We start from the raw sequence: 16,453 nt of genomic DNA, 5'->3' as shown, positions 1-16,453 counted from the left end.
TTACATCCAGTTTTCCGCATACAATTGGCCACCCAATTCGGTTTTTCACATACATCCTTCCCATCTGCCCTCCCGCTTCTCCTCCATCCACACTCAACCCAAGCTACGAAATGCATCTCTTAAAGCACAAAAAGCCCGGTTTCCCGGGCTTTTCTAGAAGATTTCACACGATCACACATTCACACCACCACGCGCATCATTCACTCTTCAGCCAGCCACTCACTTCCGCACCGTTACTGTCATCTTCGCAGATCTGGACTCGCCTGCCGCGTTGAGCAGGACGGCTTCGTATTCATAGGTTCCGGGGGTTTTGCCGGAGATTGCCGTGACTGCGGACTGGGCATCCGGGTTATGCGCCTGTAGAGTCTGGGTATCAACCAATACGCCATTTTCATACAGCCGGTATTCAGTCGCATTCGTTCCCCACCACAGATTCATCGTAACCGCATAGCTGCCATCCCCGTCCCAGTTATCACCCGATAATACTGCTTGCCCTGGGGAGGCATCGGTGACCGTCACCGTCAAGGGTGCGCTTGTTACTGATCCGTGCGTGTTGCTCAGCTCCAGCGTATAGACGTAAGTCCCGTTCGGTCTGCCGGCAATATCGATCTGCACGGACTGGGTGGACGGTGACTGGTCTGTCAGTGCGCCTTCTTCAATCTTTTCGCCATTCTCATAGAGCTTGAAGCGGGTGCCATTATTGCCCCACCAGAGATTCATTGTAACCGTATAATCGCCGTCCCGCAGCCCTGTATCATGCCCGTTATTATCTGACAGCACCGGCATACCTGGAGCGCTGTCCGCGAGCGGTATTCCCTGACTGAGCCATGCGGCCCATCTCGTTAGCACATTCCCTTGTTCCACCGGAAAAGCCGCAGCGGCCCCAGAGCTGACCTCCTGGCTGTATGCTGCAAGCAGCGAGCGGGCCTTCGCCCCTTCACGCGCTCCCGCCGCTTGCTCCGCCAGCATTAACTTACTGACGAGCTGCTCTGCAAGCGCCGCTGCATCCGGGTCTGCAGATTCACCCGCGAAGGCCCGGGTCAATTCAGCCAGGCTCGCAAACGTAGCGTAAATACTGTAGCTGAAGTCTACACTAGTCTCACGGCCAGCAAGGTCGCTGACGTTGGCCGTTATTTTATGCAGACCCGGTTCAAGTGTATACGCAGGTGCATTCAGCAACCCGCCGCTTAGATCTGCTACACCGGACACCGTATCGGAAGCCGTATAGCTAAGCTCGACCTGCTGGTCAATCGTATACTGTGCCTCTCCCTGAATGACGACCGCCGGAGGCGAGAGGTCAACCGCCACATCCAGCGTCTGCTCAGCCTCTTTGTTGCCAGCTTTATCCACACTCCAATAGGTCAGGGTGTACTTGCCCTCCTCACTTATCGTCAGCTTGCTGCCGGCCTGAAGCTCCCCGCCGTTCACCTTGAAATATGTCTGGTCAACCCCGGACTGCTCATCGCTCGCGGTGAACGTCACTTCTGCCGCAGATGTGTACCAGCCGTTCTGCTCTGCTCCCTTCACTGCCGCAGCCGTATGCGGCGGGGTCTGGTCCGCTTGTTCTCCTCCCAGAGTAACTAAGGCGGACAACGGAATATTCAGCTCCTTCACCAGCCCCGCTACCAGCTCCGAGACCTTAATCGCACCGTTCATCTGCAGATGGGTGTTGTCCTCCGTGGTTCCCGTCCACATGAAGATCGACTTGGTGCCTTCTGTGCCCAGCTCCTGAAAATACTCCCAGCTCGCTTGATTCAAATCAACCAGCAGCGTCCCCGTCTCCTGCGCCGTTTCCTTCATCGCCTGCACGTATGCCGGGAAGCTTTTGTTCAGCACTTCACCACTGAAATCCCTCCGGTTCACTGGTGTAACCAGGACTGGAATCGCACCTCTCTGCACAGCACCGTTAATGTAATCCTTCAGATACAACTTGAACTGTTCCGGGGTAAGATAACGTTCCGGCCGGGAAGGCGTGGAGTCGTTATGTGACCACTGCATGAACAGATAGTCTCCTTCATGTATACCGAGCAGAATATTATTGAGATATCCGCCGTTCAGGAAGGTTTTGCTGCTTAGTCCGCCGACTGCCCGGTTATCAATGCCGATCTTCTCTGTGTCAAAATAACGGCCCAGCGTCTCGCCCCAACCCGCCTGCGGACGGTAGCTCTCCGCATAATTGGCCACTGTGGAATCGCTCGCCAGATAGAGAGTTGGCTTATCGGCCGCCCCCTGCTCCGGCAGGCGCTCGATCTTCAGTGCGTTGATCTTCGGCGTACTGCCGGAGAAGCTGAAGTTAAATATGCCATCGATCAGGGCGATATCATACGTCACTTCCTTGAATTGGCCTGAGGGGATGGTGGTGACCGGCAGTTTGTTCATTTGCTCGGCCGTAACACCCGTCTGGGTCACTTCTTGCGCATCCCCGATGGTCATCGTCACACGGTAATTCGCCGGCTTCATCTCCACTACGAAAGAGGTCCCGTTCACACGGGTGAAGTCCTCTGTCAGCGGGTTGCCGGTTCCCCGGTTCTCGTCCTGGACCAGCGCGGTGTCGGCGAACCCGTAGCCGTTCCCTTCCACGTAGGCCCGTTTGGCATCCACCTTCGTATAGCCGTCTGCTGCGCTGCCGGAGCCAAAATCAAAGGAATACGCGCTAATATCCCCAGCAGGCTCACGGGTCAGTGAGTCGCGTGCAACGGTCAGCATATTCACCGTATGATTGATCTGCGCCTGCGAGGCTGTTGTTCCGATCAGCGCCTCGGCAGCGCTCAAGGCTCTATGCACCACAGCTACAGAGGCTTCCGTGTAGGATGTGAGATCGATAGCCTTCACTTCCTGATGCAGCGCAATCAACGCCGCCATATCGCCTGCTGCCACCGGCAACTTGGTGCCCTCCATTTTCACGTTGTCGATCCGGGTGGTCCAGTTCAGCGTACCTCCTCCTCCTTTTCGCGTACCCAGGAACCGTAAGCCCCTAACGTTATTCGCATAGACGCCAGGACTCAGCGGAATATCACGGATCGTCTGGGTGACACTTGGGTTAGCGAGACTGGTTAAGGTGAGATCAAGGGTTTTTCCGGCAAAATCAATCTTCAGCTTAACATTTACCCACTGATTCTTGGGAATAGTCGTAGCGGTCCCGCCCCCTGGAATGGCAGTGATGCCGGTACCATAGTCCGGTGTGTACGGGCCAGTAAAATAATGAATGTTCGTATTCGGACTTGCCGCTCCAGTCTTGGTGAACAGGGTGAAGATCAGATTCTCATTCGCATCCTGCAGACTCAGATGCCCCTCCGACGGGACAGCGCCCACATTGCCGGAATGCCAGTTGAAATCGACATTCACAATGTCACCGTTCACCGCATCGAACAGGCGGAATACCTTGGCGCGGTTGCCGGAGCCGGAACCCGTCACAGATAATACCTTGTTCCCGTTCTCTTCTGTAACCGTCCCCGCCATCGTTCCGGCAGTGCCCGTAGCATTCACCATCGAGTATTGTGCAGCGGCCGGATCGCCCTCGAAGTTCTCCTCGTAACGTTGTACCTCCGGCTCTGGCTCCGGTTCCGTGATCCCGGGATCGATCACAAAGGGGGATATACTGAGGTCCATCTCCTTCACTGCGCCAGCCACCAGACCGGCTATGACCTGCGCGCCGTAGGTGCTGAAATGGGTATTATCGCTGACCCCGTTCGGGTACTTCGGATATTCTCCCGGATTGGCATAGAGGAAAATCTTCTCCGTAGCGGCCAGGCCGATCCGGTTATAATCTGCAATACTCAACTGGCTCAGATCGATCAGCGGAACGTTCAGCCCGGCTGCTGTTTCCTTAGCCGCCTTCACATATTCAGGGAAGCTTACGTTGAATTCCTGAGTGATCGTATTGAAGTCCCTGCGTCCTACCGGCGTTAACAGAACCGGAGTGGCCCCGCGCTGCTTCGCTCCGTTCACATAGCGGGTCAAGTACGCTGCATAATCTGCCGGAGAGGCATAACGGTCAGGAATACCCGCGCTGGCATCGTTATGACCGAAGGAGATGAAGAAGTAATCACCCGGCCTGATCCGCTGCAGGATACTATCCAGACGGCCATCCACCATGAACGACTTGCTGCTTCTGCCGCCGATGGCATCATTCTGGATCGTTACTCCGCTGCTGAAGTATTTACTGAATTGCTGGCCCCAGCCTTCCTGCGGAGCCTGCATTCCGCTGTAGGACTGCATCGTCGAGTCACCAGCCATATAGATGGTTGTTCCGCTTCCCGGGACCTTCTGCGGGTATTTCTCGATCTTAATCTCCTGCACATCGGCAGCCGTGCCGGAGAAAATAAACTCTAACTGGCCATCCACCACTGCAATGTCATAGGAATAGAGCAGTGGTGTGCCGGCACGGACCTGGGTGAGCGCAAGCTTTTGCACAAATTCAGATTTGACCCCAACGTTCGAGTCTCTGTCTCCGCTGCCCAGCTTGAGCGTCACCTTGTAATTGGCATCCGGCAGGTCCACCGCAAACTTGGTGTTCTCAGGCAGGGAAGCATGGCTCTCGCCCAGCGTGATTCCGCTTATGCTCTCGAAACCATATCCCGTTCCCTCCGTGTAAGGCGTAGCCTGCACAGAAGTTGTTCCGGCTGGCGGCTGCGTACCGAACCCGAAGTGGTGGACCTGCTCCAGCTGTTGCGGTGCGCCGGTCAGTGTCAGATTGGCTTTGGGAAATGCCGTTGCCTCCGTCCCGAGATAGAAGCCGGTATGCGGCGGCTGGTTGTACGCTACATTCTGCCAGGCAATCCCCAGCCGGTACACAGGATCTTGCATTAGTGTTGGAATTCTGTAGGTTGTAGGAATCGTAGTGGTATAGAGTCTGTACTCCTTACTGTCTTCGCTGCGCAGCAGCAGCTCTTCGCGCCAATCGCCCAGAAGGTCCGCCTGAAGTGCCGGATTGCCTTTGGTATGATTATTGGTTAGCGCACCCGCCGCCCGGAAAATCTCCTTCAGCTGCTTATTCCGGTAATCCCACTTGTAAATGAGCGGAACGCCTTGTGCTGTAGTGTTATTCCAGTCGTGGTCGAACAGCTCCCGCTGAAGATCACCATCCCACCAGATTGCAAAATTTGCGCTTCGCGGGACTTCATTCTGCTCATAGATCACCTCACCGTCCGCTGCATAGCCGCGGGATAACGGGTCCATCTGCCCGTTCACAATCGTGGACGCCCAGGACTCATAACCAGGATGCTCCGGATCGATATCCGCCGACATGCCCCGCCCGGTATCTTTTCCGGTAAATTGGCCCCAGAGGATCTCGCCTGTTGCAGCGTCGCGCATCTCCAGCCCGTAAGCAGCATCCTTATGCTCATGCACACTGACGACCTGATACCCTTCCCGGTTCGGATCAAGCTTCCCGGCGTGCATCGCATCTCCATGTCCAAGTCCGGTGCTATAGAGCAGCGTGCCGTCATCGTCTATCGCCAGCGCACCGTACATGATCTCATCCCGGCCGTCACCGTCTGCATCCAGCACACTCAGGTTGTGATTACCCTGTGCTTCATATTGTGCGCCAGCTTCATTCGTGTCGAAGTTCCAACGCTTCACCAACGCGCCATTCGTGTAGTCATATGCGGTAAGCGTTGTTCTTGTATAATAGCCACGGGCCATAACAACGCTTGGCTTCACGCCGTCCAAGTAAGCAATCCCGGCCAGGAACCGGTCGACGCGGTTGCCATATCCGTCTCCCCACGCGCTTACATTGCCTCTTGGCGGATCATAGTCCACCGTGGATACAGCAGCACCCGTCTGGCCGTCGAACAGTGTCAGATATTCCGGCCCGCTGAGAATATAACCTCCGTCATTGCGGTAATCCTTGGTGCCGTCACCGATGACTGTACCTTGGCCGTCTTTGGTGCCGTCCGCTGTCTTGACCACGACCTCGGCTTTGCCGTTGCCGTCCAGGTCATACACCATCAGCTGCGAATAGTGCGCCCCGGCCCGGATGTTCACGCCAAGGTCAATGCGCCAGAGCTTGGTGCCGTCCATTTTGACCGCATCGATGTAGACGTTCCCGGTATAGCCGGCTTGTGAATTATCCTTCGAATTGCTGGGACTCCACAAGAAAACGATCTCATATTCCCCGTCCCCGTCCAGATCCCCAACAGAGGCATCTCCGGCGTAATAGGAATACGTCCCCCCGTCTTTGGTCCGGCCATCAGCAGGCTTATCCAGCGGAATCGGCAGATAGTCGTTATGCCACACCGCTGCCCGCCCGGGCTGCATTTCCTCCTTCCCCGCAACAATCGCAGAAATCTGATATTGCGAGCTGTCCGCCCCCGTCGCATCCACATAGTTGGTAGAGTCTACGATCGGATCCGGGTTGACCTTAATCCCGTTTTTATAGACATTGTAAGCGATTTCATCTGAATCCGTATTCATGTACCTCCAGCTCAAAAAGACGCCGCCATCCGTCAGAACCGCCACCAACCCGCGGTCCAGATATTCTGCCTGCCTGGCGGGAAGATTTCCGGTAGAAGCTGCATGTGCCGGAGCGGGCGGGAGAGCAAGCGGTAAGACCAGCAGACAGGATAATAAGAATGTGAGCAATGATTTCTTAAGAGACCTCTTTTTTCTACCCATGGACTTAACTCCTCCTATGATTCTAGATTTCCATTCAGCGGCCTTACACCACACCACTAAATATGCACAAGTGTATCAAATAATGGGAATCCATTCTGCTCAAAAAAAAGCACTTTCAGCCTAGAATCGACTTTTATAACGGGTAAGTTAAGTTCCAATATGTGGTATTATAGTTTGATATGATTGGTTGGGAGGGTGTTTATGGAAAAGGCACAGGGAGATATGAATGAACGAATTGATCAAGAATATGTACATATTCTTTTCGGCATGTCGGATGCGGGTTCCTTAAAAGTAACGCTCAGCGCCCTCGGCATACGTGAGACAAGCCAAGTACTGTCTTTTAATGAATTGTTCTCAATTGGGCCCTTATCAGGCTTGGATACAATACCCGGAATGCAGAACAGGCATCTATGGATGATGGAACGTGATGAGGATTACAGCATCAGCCAGCATTACAACCAAGAGAATCAGCTTGTCCGCATGGCACAGACCGTGAAGAGCATCCCGCACCATGCCATAATTGTCATTTGGGTGGCGGATAATGCGCATGACCAGACCGGGCTGCGTTTCGTATTGCATTTGTTGCGGGATCGTATACAGCCAGTGCATATGGTTAATGTCACAGAACAATATCAATCAGCCGGGATTCAAAGCACTGATGGTGTCGTACCCTTTTATAGCGGCGCCATCGATCAGGAGAGTTACTTGCTTATCGTCAAAAAATATAGTCAAGGCCTCCCCCTTGAATCTAATCAGAGAAAGGAATACGAAGCAGATTGGCTGAGGCTGGCGGAGGAAAATCAAATGCTGCGTCTATGGGAAGATGCTGCCATTATTAGCTGTGATGAAAGCGCGCTGGATGAGGTAATTCTTAGGTCCGTTATTGAACTGGAAGTGGAGCAAGAGCGCAATAAGGTCAGGAAGGGATTAAGTTAATATTAATAATTGATCAGCCATACAAATGGTCAAAAAAATAGCGCAGCGGCCCCTTACGAGAGAGCTGCTGCGTTATTTGATTATTTCATATACAACTCCACCAGCTTATAACAACGTTCCTTCGTCACTGAAGCCAAGGTCGCCGCGTACTCCAGTCCCTCCATTGTTCCGCCCTTATATTTGGCAGCGGCTTCCTCTGCCGCCTTATCGCGTTCTTTGATCCAGCTTAGCTGCTCCTCTTTCAGTTTCGCCATATCGGCTTCGGGAAGCTGCGCTTTAAGCTCCTGGTAGATTTCATTCAGCGCCTTGTCCCAGCGCTCATGCTCCTTGGAGGCCGCTTCCTTCATATCTGCCGTTACGCCGCTGTCCGACAGAGCCTTCAGATCGCCAAGGCCCGCTTCAATCTTATCCAGCTTGTCAAAATAAGTCTGCCGCTGCGAATCCCCCGCCGCCGCACTGGCCTTCGGCGTGGCTTCCGGTGCGGTCGTCTGCGCTGGTGCCTGTGCCGTAGCTTCCGGTGCAGGCTCTGCGGTAGCCTCAGCTGCCGGTTCCGGCGTGATCTCTGGTGTGACCTCCGGGCTTGCCGTCGCTGCCTGTCCGGTCTCTGGAGTAGCCGCCGTACCGCCATTCGCCGCCTCGTTATTGCCGCAGCCAGCCATTAGCAGACTGGAGATGAGCATGGTTGTCAGAATTGCTTTTCGCATAAGTCCTCATCCTGTCATTGGTTTATAGTCGAGACTCTCTTGCATATCGGCTTTTAAAGCCGTCTTGAGAGTTATTACCTGATTTCACCCGACTGTAATCATTTTTGTGAGACGCCCGGTGCTGCCGCAGGCCGGATATTGCTGCTTGACAGCACTTTATGATCGGAGTAGTATTTTGAAATACTCCTACTTGTAACAAACTACAACGAAGCATTACACACTCACAGAAAGGCGGTTCACCCATGATTGAAGCATTACGCAAGCTCGGCTTATCCGATCTGGAAGCCCGCTGCTATCTCGCGCTGCACGGCCAGCCGCCCTCCTCGGGCTATGAGGTCGCCAAGCAGGTGTCCGTGTCCCGGTCCAATGTATATGCCGCGCTGCGCAGTCTGGTAGATAAAGGAGTCTGCCGGACAATCGAAGGCGAGCCGGTTACCTTCGCTGCAATTCCGGTAAGGCAGGTCGTTAAGCTGCTTCAGGCGGAATTTGAGCGCACCGCCCGCCTACTGGAGAACGAGCTGACCCACCTGCCTGCCGCACCGCCCTTCTTCAGCAACTGGAAGGGAGACGCGCAGGTGGATCTGGCGGTAAGGCGGCTTGCTGCCAATGCCAGCACGGAGATTCTGGTAGATATTTGGGCGGAGGATTTGCACCAGATAGAAGACACACTTCTTGCTGCCGAAGAGCGGGGAATTACCGTCCACCTGATGGTGATAGGTGACATACCTACAGCGCTGTCGCGTGTCATTGTGCATAGCGTACCTGCAGGCGGGCCGAAGGCCGCCCGGAACTTCTCGCTCCTGCTGGATAAGGAGACCTCGCTTCTGGGCAGCTTCACCCGCCATTCGCAGGCTTCGGCGCTGGAGAGCAACCATCCGGCTGTGCTGGATGTCCTACAGACGTCTTATTATCACGATGTCGTGATGATGCGTATAGAGCAGGATTTCGCCACGGAGCTGGAGGCGCGTTACGGCAAGAATTACTCCTTAATATTCCAGGAACACCCTGAGATGCGCGGGCGGAAGCTGGCCCCCGCAACTGAACCCCATCCCTATCGCTTGGAGGAAGACACCCGTTGAATACATTGAATACACCAGATATGAATACTCCACGCTCGTCTGTACTGCATAACCGTTCGTTCCTGCGCCTATGGATCGCGCGGATCTTCTCCACCAGCGCCTTCCAGATGCTGTCGGTGGCGATTGGCTGGCAGATGTATGCGCTGACCAGCAGCGCCTATCAGCTTGGACTGGTCGGGCTGGCCCAATTCCTGCCCATGCTGCTGCTGACATTGCCTGCCGGACAGACGGCAGACCGCTATGACCGCCGAACCATTGTGTTCCTGTGCCAGCTTACAGAGTGCCTCATCGTGCTGCTGCTCGTCTTCGGCAGCATCGAAGGCTGGCTCGGCGCGGTCCACCTGCTGGCAGCCGCAGCAGTGCTTGGCGCGTGCCGTACCTTCGAGAGTCCGGCCTCGGCAGCGCTGGTGCCGGACATTGTGGATCGGGATCAGCTCCCGAAGGCAGCGGCCTGGTCCGCGTCTGCAATGCAGACGGCGATGATCGTCGGCCCGTCCCTCGGGGGCGTCCTCGTGGTCTGGGGTACAGCTGCCGCTTATATCGCCTCGCTTGCCGCGTTGCTGGTATCTACAGTGCTGATCTTCTTCGTCAAGACTGTTCACTTCGTCAAAAAGCTGGACGCAGTCAGCATGGACACCTTCCTCAGCGGCCTGCGGTTTGTCTTCGCCCGCAAGATTATCCTGGGTACGATCTCGCTGGACTTGTTCGCTGTATTGCTTGGCGGGGCCACGGCACTGCTGCCAATCTTCGCCGAGGATATTCTGAAGACCGGCTCGCTCGGTTTGGGCCTGCTGCGCTCTGCCCCGGCGGTGGGCGCGATCATCGTCTCGCTCATCCTGACCCGCTATTCGGTGGAGCGGGCCATCGGCCGGATGCTGTTCGCCTCGCTGGTCGTCTTCGCCCTGGCCACGATGCTGTTCGGCATCTCCCACAGCTTCTGGCTGTCCCTGTTTGCGCTTGTTCTGATCGGCGGCTCGGATGTTGTGAGTGTCGTTATCCGCTCGACACTGGTGCAGGTCAACACGCCGCAGGAGATGCAGGGCCGGGTAAACGCAGTGAATTCGTTATTCATCGGTACCTCGAACCAGCTTGGAGAATTCGAGTCCGGCACGATGGCCGGGCTGGTCGGAGCCGTGCCTGCAACCGTCATCGGCGGAGTGGGCACCCTGATTATTACCGTGCTCTGGATGTACCGGTTCTTCCCGGTTCTCCGCACCCAGAAGACGTATACAGCGGAGTAGATTTGAACGATACAAGGGGCTGCCAGATTGGCAGCCCCTTTTTAAGAACCTTTATGTTTTGAGGCCCCCGCAAAGTATCTGAATAGACTCCGAAGCTTAAACTTCACTTTGTGGGGATTTTTATTAGTACTCTCCCTTAATCACAAAAAACGATCCCCGGATTGTTCCGGCCAGCTTCGACTTCTGCCGCGCGAACTTGAACTTATCCGCCAGCTCCTTCGGAATCTCCATTCCCTCCGAGAGCTTGAAGCCGACCGCCCGCTTCTTGGGGTCATCCACTGTGTACATCACATTAAGCGCAAGACCATCCTCATAGAAAACGTAGGCGAACCGGATGTTCTCGACCTGGAACTGCGAGGTTTCCAGTGGCTTGGCAGCAAATTCAAGACCCCGCTCCTTGCTCAGAATCCCGTTCACGTAATCCAGCGTCTCCTGGCTTTCACTGGCCGGAACGACTGTGAATTCATGCTTATATTTGTTCATGAAATAGCGCGCCTCATTCGCACGTAATCCCGCCAGCGCCTCAGCAACCGGAGACGACTCCAGGCCTTGCAAAGACACCTCTTTGAAATCAACTGTGTATGCCATAGTTAGTTATCCTCCATTACGTTACTTAATTTCTTATGACAGGAATCCACATTTCACCATACAGCGAGCCGTCCCGGCTGCCCATCTCCACAGCCGCATTCGGTCCTCCTACGTAGGCGTATCCTTCTGCTTGCGGCAAAGCTTGTCCGAAGGCCAGGCCCGTCAAGGTGTTGCTTAATTCCTCCGTTGTCGCTCCTTCGCCTGCCACTACGAGGTATTCCCCCTTCGGGAATTGAATCACCCGGGCTTCCTGCGGAATCTGTGCGGCTGCACCTGCCATTACCCCGGCATAATGCATCATCTTGCCGTTTACCGCTTCGTTCACCACAAACACATAGTTATTCGCCGCAATCCCTTTTAACAAATCGAGCCTGCCATCTTCACTGACCGCCTGCCAAAAATCCGCCTTCTCCTTATATATCCCGGCATAATCCGTGTAATCACTCTTAAGATCAACGCCCAGACCAATCACCGTAAAGCTGTCTTTCTCTGCAATAGTATACCCTGCCATTGTCATATCCCGCCTTTATTCATATTTATGTTCCTCACCTGCTATGTATATGATAACCTTGAATCATGTCAAAAAATGAACCTGTTTAGGAGCCGCCATGAAAAAAGTAGAACGGATCAACATCATCATGCGGTACATTAACAATCGTGCCCATTTTACCCTGACGGAAATCATGCGGGAATTCAATATTTCGCGTTCGACTGCCCAGCGGGATATCCGTGAGATCGAGGCGCTCGGGATGCCGCTGGTCGCTGAGGTGGGCCGGGATGGCGGGTATTCCGTTATGCGTAACTCTATCCTTCCGGTGGTCCGGTTCACGGATAACGAGGTCAAAGCGCTGTTCATTGCCTTCATGGCGACAAGAAACGGCCAGCTTCCTTATCTCAGGAGCCGCCAGTCGCTGACGGAGAAATTGCTGGCGCTCATCTCGGAGAATCAGCAGGAGGAGCTTGTTCTACTTAATCAGATCCTGCTGTTCGAGGGCACCCACCCGGGCAATCCCGATCTGCTGGACTTGTCCGATCTCCCCCACCCTATGCTGGACAAGCTGATCCGGCTCCTATTGGTGGACCGATATCTGCTAATTACCTGCCGGGAAGACCAGAAGGATATCTCTTATGCTGTGTATCTTTTACGTCTCTACCAGGAGAAAAGCCTGTGGCTCATCGAGTGCTTCGACCTGGACGCCTCCAGGAAACGGATCATCCCGGTTGATCAGCTAACTGATGTCATCCCCTACCCGGGCTCCAACAGGCCAAGCGGGAAAAAAATTCAGGAGAAGCTGAGCAAGCAGCAGGTGAAGAACAACCTTGTCCTGGAGCTCGGTCCCCGGGCCATTGCCCAATACCGCAAATATCACCCGTTCAGGGTGGCGCTGTCCTATACTAACCCCTACCAAACTACCGCTATTCTGAAAATGGAGGTCGAGGTGAACCGCACGGAGGAGCTGAAAGAAGTCACGAATTGGCTGTTGTTCCTGGGCGATGACCTTACGATGAAGGAAGTGCCAGATGAAGTACGAGCGGAGCTGCAAGCGAGGGTATACCTGTATCATCATTAGGAAACGCGCGCCCAATGTGATCGGTTTTCCGTCTACATCCGGCTCGGCCCCTTCGCCTTCCAGCACACTATCCCATGCCAGTAAAAAGAGCAGCGCTCCCTAACCAGGAGAATCGCTGCTCTACTTCTACTTACACTCTTATTCTCTTGCTCACAGATTAAGCAGCAAACTCAATACCTTCGCACACTCTGCGCGCGTCGCATTGGTCTGGGGCATGAAGAATCCGTCCGGAGTTCCCGTAATGAAGCCCAGTGAACCGGCGGCAGTCACGGCCTCCTTGGCCCAGCTGTCAATCTTCCCGGCATCGGCAAAAGCTGGCAAGGAACCTGCCGGAGCCTTGCTTCCAGAGCGCAGCTCGTAGGCTCTCACAAGCAGCGTTGCCATCTCTTGCCGCGTAATACGCGACTCGGGGGCGAACTTGCCGGTAGAGTCCCCTTTAACGATTCCGACTGCAAAAGCGGCGGCTACATCGCCCGAATACCACTTGCTGCTGTCTACGTCAGCGAACGAACTCAGGCCTTCCGCCTTCAGCCCAAGGGCACGGACAAGCATCGTAACGAATTCGGCCCGGGTCACTTCTCTCTTCGGTGCGAAGCGTCCTTCCCGGTCGCCCGCGATAATATGCTTGGCAGCCATCTCTTTAATCACTGAGTAGGCCCAATCCGCCGGACTCACATCTGCAAAGCTCTTGTCATACTCCAGTACAGCATAATTGCCGGATTGCCGTACCTGTGCAGTCAATACGGACTGTTCCCAGGTTCCGCCTGCATATTCAAGCGTTCCATCGTCTGCGGCCGCATAGACACCTGCAAGCATCGGGTTCCCGTTCTCCTGAACCTTCAAGCGAAGCGTAACAGGTTCCGCGAAGGAGGTCGGCGGAGTCTTAACTCCCTGCTGATTCAGCAGAGACAGACTGAGATTGAACATTTCTCCGGCTGTTCTCAGTTCAGCCTCACTCTTGGTATTGGCCCGAAGTGTCCAGGCCGTCTTCTGCTCTAGGGACCATGGCTCAAGCACGACAGAGATCATCGAGCCCTTCTGCTGCTGCCCGGCTAAGCCTTGAAGCTGCTGAACAACCTGGCCTGGAATCTCTACAGCCACCGTCTTGCCTTCCATCTTCAGGCCGGCTATTCCCTTAAGGGCCGCGGCGTCAGCGGGAATTCTTACTTCACTCTGACCCTCAGCCAGTGGAATCACAATCTTATTCTGTGCATTCACCTTCGGCTCAGTTACAGTCAGAATCTCCGGCTGCGGCGTGGCTGGCGGTGTAGCTGATGCTTGAGCTGTTGCCTGCGGTGCTGTCCAGCCTGAACCGGAGTCCGTTCCTGGTGCCGTAGTCGGGCTTGGCACAGGACTGGCTGCCGGACTTGGTACAGGATTCTCTTCCGGGCTTGTTCCCGGTTCCGTTACTGGAGGTGTCACCGGATCTGTTACCGGAGGTGTTACAGGTTCACTTGGTTCACTCGGTTCACTTGGAACCTCAGGTGTAGTTGTGCTATTACGCACGAAGGTCACCTCTTGCAGATAGCCGTAATGATTATCCGAGTCCGTGATGACCTTGAAGCCCAGCGATGCGCTGCCGTCTTCCCCTATGTGCACATGCTTTAGCGTCAGAGTCCGGGGCTTCAGCCAGGCGCTGCCTGAATAGGTAACAGGCACCGAATACGTCTGTCCCTCGGAGACCACATACATCACCGAACCTGGGGAAGGATCACCCTTATCCCCGAAGATTTTGGCCTGGAGGGTATAGGTTCCGGGCTCCAGTCCGGTCATTTCATGAGTAAGGTTGAAGTTAATCGGCTTGTCATCCCCGTAATCGAAGCCGCCTGAAGCTTTGCTGTCCCCGAAGGTAGCGGGCTTGGTGCCGCTCAGATACCAGTCGGACTTAGCGCCGTTGACCGTTAGATGATCGGTGCTGACGGCTCCGGCTTTTTTGACCAGCTTGAAATCATCAATATTTCCCCACTTGTCTCCCGGGTATTTCAGATTAGCGCCAATACTCAGTGTTCCATCTGTAACCTCAATGGTATCGATGGTTGGATTACTCCATTGCTGCCAGCCTGTGTTGACGAACTGCTGCTTCTGATTGCCCGCAAAAATCTCAGCGGTCTCTTCCCCGCCGTTACCCGAGACCCATGCGGATAGCTGATAGGTTCCATTCTCTAGTCCTGTGACCGTCTGGGAGATTTGGAATTCCGCAGCCCCTGAGCTCCAGTAGTGCAGTGCAGCCGAACCGGAATGGGCATCCGACTCCACATTGACCGCCGTGCTGTCGCCGCTTACAGTCCAGCCATTCAGCCCGTCCTCGAAGCCTGGATTCTGAATGAAGCTTGTGCTTGGCGAGACTGTGATCTCAGTTGAATCTGTAAATCCGCCGTCATACGTAACCGCTGTTACTGTAGAGGTCCCGGCAGCAAGCCCGGAGATCGTTCCTTTATACTTGTCTACCTTGACGATGGCTTCATCAGAGCTGGTGAAGGTCAGCCCCTTGTAGGTTGCATTCCCAGGGCTGATCGTTGCCTTCACGCTGCCGGTTCCTCCTACTTCTAGGATAGCGGCCTGCTTTTCCACTTTTACCGACTGAACCGGGACCCGGTTGATTGCAGAAGCACCATCCATAAAAGCATCCATCGCGAAGGAAGGCGTTCCGTCCGGGTTCCAGGCAGACAGCCCATATCCGAAATAGACTCCCTCTGGTGCCCAATAAAACACACCTGTTCCCTGGCCGCCAGGCACAGCCTTCACGCCATTCTGAACAGCAACCAGCATGTTGTATACATTATCCACATTCTTGCTCACATCGCCGCCAACCTCGACGACCATGACCTCTTTGCCGTATTTTGCAGCCAGAAGATTCATGTTGGAGGATAGTTCATTAATGGAAGAAGTATAGATAGAATCCGGGTAATAGGATAACCCGATGATGTCATAATCGCTGTCCTTAAGCCCTGCTTCGACCAGACCGGCATAGAAAGGATCTACACCGCTATCTGCTCCGTTGGCTCTGTGAATAATGATTTTGGTCTCAGGAAAAACAGCCTTGGCCGCATGTGACCCCGCCTGAATCAATTGCACCAGATTCGCTGTATTGCTATAGCTGCCCAGCGGGTGCATCATCCCGTTATTAATCTCATTGCCAATCTGCACCCATTCGGGGGTTACTCCCGCGTCCTTCAGCGCCTGCATCACCTCTGTGGTGTACTCCGAGACATGCGCCTTCAGCTGCTCCAGGTTATCGCTCTCCCATGCTGCCGGTGTAACCTGCTTCCCGGGATCGGCCCAGGAATCACTGTAGTGCAGATCAACCATCACCCTGAATCCGAGAGCGCTTACACGGGATGCCAGCAGAACCATCTCTTCTGTACTGTTATGCCCGTTAATCGGATCATCTGACGGATTGACAAAAGCCCGGATGCGGATGGAATCAATCCCGTGATCCTTCAGAATCTGGAGCAGGTCCTCTTCGACTCCCTGATCGTTATAGAATTTATGGCCCTCAGCTTCCATTTGCGGCAGCCAGCTGACATCTGCGCCTTTGGCGAAGGATTGCGGAATAGGAACCGCTCCGGCTTGTGCCGGTAATCCAAGTCCAGTCAGCGACATGATTAGCATTGTAAAAGTAAGAACTGCCGCAAGCCATCTTGTTCTCAGTTTCAAAATATTACCTCCCTGTAATAGTCTCTCCGTTAGTATAAATGACCAGGAAGGTAACATTGAAT

General features: G+C 54.5%; 9 protein-coding genes. 4 read left to right on the top strand and 5 right to left on the bottom strand.

Features of this window, described 5'->3' with window-relative positions:
• Nucleotides 1–219: 219 nt before the first annotated feature.
• Entirely contained in the window at nt 220–6,615 is a 6,396-nt protein-coding gene (locus NST43_RS14220) for a GDSL-type esterase/lipase family protein (protein WP_339224995.1), read from the bottom strand.
• Nucleotides 6,616–6,816: 201 nt separating this feature from the next.
• Between NST43_RS14220 and NST43_RS14215 the strand changes: the two genes are divergently transcribed.
• A complete protein-coding gene (locus NST43_RS14215; protein WP_339224994.1) occupies nt 6,817–7,551 on the top strand; it encodes a DUF1835 domain-containing protein in 735 nt (244 codons plus the stop codon).
• Between the two features lie 80 nt (nt 7,552–7,631).
• On the opposite strand, the gene NST43_RS14210 is transcribed toward NST43_RS14215, so the two are convergent.
• Nucleotides 7,632–8,255 (bottom strand): lysozyme inhibitor LprI family protein, encoded by a 624-nt coding sequence (locus NST43_RS14210; protein WP_339224993.1) that lies wholly within the window; start codon nt 8,253–8,255, stop codon nt 7,632–7,634.
• A gap of 242 nt (nt 8,256–8,497) precedes the next feature.
• Between NST43_RS14210 and NST43_RS14205 the strand changes: the two genes are divergently transcribed.
• Together NST43_RS14205 and NST43_RS14200 are read left to right on the top strand one after the other, a co-directional pair.
• Nucleotides 8,498–9,334, top strand: a complete 837-nt coding sequence (locus NST43_RS14205; RefSeq protein WP_339224992.1) for a helix-turn-helix domain-containing protein — start codon at nt 8,498–8,500, stop codon at nt 9,332–9,334.
• Nucleotides 9,331–10,575, top strand: a complete 1,245-nt coding sequence (locus NST43_RS14200; RefSeq protein WP_339224991.1) for an MFS transporter — start codon at nt 9,331–9,333, stop codon at nt 10,573–10,575. The genes NST43_RS14205 and NST43_RS14200 overlap by 4 nt, the downstream gene beginning before the upstream one ends.
• Nucleotides 10,576–10,698: 123 nt before the next feature.
• Here NST43_RS14200 and NST43_RS14195 read toward each other — a convergent pair whose 3' ends face one another.
• On the bottom strand, nt 10,699–11,163 hold the full coding sequence (locus tag NST43_RS14195) for a phage tail protein (protein WP_339224990.1): 465 nt from the start codon (nt 11,161–11,163) through the stop codon (nt 10,699–10,701).
• A gap of 25 nt (nt 11,164–11,188) precedes the next feature.
• Complete coding sequence (locus NST43_RS14190; RefSeq protein ID WP_339224989.1) at nt 11,189–11,674, bottom strand: GyrI-like domain-containing protein; 486 nt, start codon at nt 11,672–11,674, stop codon at nt 11,189–11,191.
• 97 nt (nt 11,675–11,771) lie between these two features.
• On the opposite strand from NST43_RS14190, the gene NST43_RS14185 reads away from it, so the two are divergent.
• A complete protein-coding gene (locus NST43_RS14185) occupies nt 11,772–12,734 on the top strand; it encodes an HTH domain-containing protein (protein WP_339224988.1) in 963 nt (320 codons plus the stop codon).
• Between the two features lie 150 nt (nt 12,735–12,884).
• Here the strand turns inward: NST43_RS14185 and NST43_RS14180 are convergent, their stop codons facing one another.
• Nucleotides 12,885–16,391, bottom strand: coding sequence for a glycosyl hydrolase 53 family protein (locus NST43_RS14180; RefSeq protein WP_339224987.1), 3,507 nt, complete (start codon nt 16,389–16,391; stop codon nt 12,885–12,887).
• Between the last annotated feature and the right edge of the window lie 62 nt (nt 16,392–16,453).

The sequence above is a fragment of the Paenibacillus sp. FSL H8-0332 genome (assembly GCF_037963835.1).
Lineage (GTDB): Bacteria > Bacillota > Bacilli > Paenibacillales > Paenibacillaceae > Paenibacillus_AQ > Paenibacillus_AQ rhizoplanae.
The sequence above is the reverse complement of the archived record's forward strand: the minus strand, read 5'-3'. Positions and strand labels throughout refer to the sequence as shown.

Bases quoted from the DNA above. Each gene is read 5' to 3' on its own strand.
- NST43_RS14205 (WP_339224992.1), top strand. From the start codon at position 8,498: ATGATTGAAGCATTACGCAAGCTCGGCTTATCCGATCTGGAAGCCCGC.
- NST43_RS14185 (WP_339224988.1), top strand. From the start codon at position 11,772: ATGAAAAAAGTAGAACGGATCAACATCATCATGCGGTACATTAACAAT.
- NST43_RS14190 (WP_339224989.1), bottom strand. From the start codon at position 11,674: ATGGCAGGGTATACTATTGCAGAGAAAGACAGCTTTACGGTGATTGGT.
- NST43_RS14215 (WP_339224994.1), top strand. From the start codon at position 6,817: ATGGAAAAGGCACAGGGAGATATGAATGAACGAATTGATCAAGAATAT.
- NST43_RS14195 (WP_339224990.1), bottom strand. From the start codon at position 11,163: ATGGCATACACAGTTGATTTCAAAGAGGTGTCTTTGCAAGGCCTGGAG.
- NST43_RS14210 (WP_339224993.1), bottom strand. From the start codon at position 8,255: ATGCGAAAAGCAATTCTGACAACCATGCTCATCTCCAGTCTGCTAATG.
- NST43_RS14220 (WP_339224995.1), bottom strand. From the start codon at position 6,615: ATGGGTAGAAAAAAGAGGTCTCTTAAGAAATCATTGCTCACATTCTTA.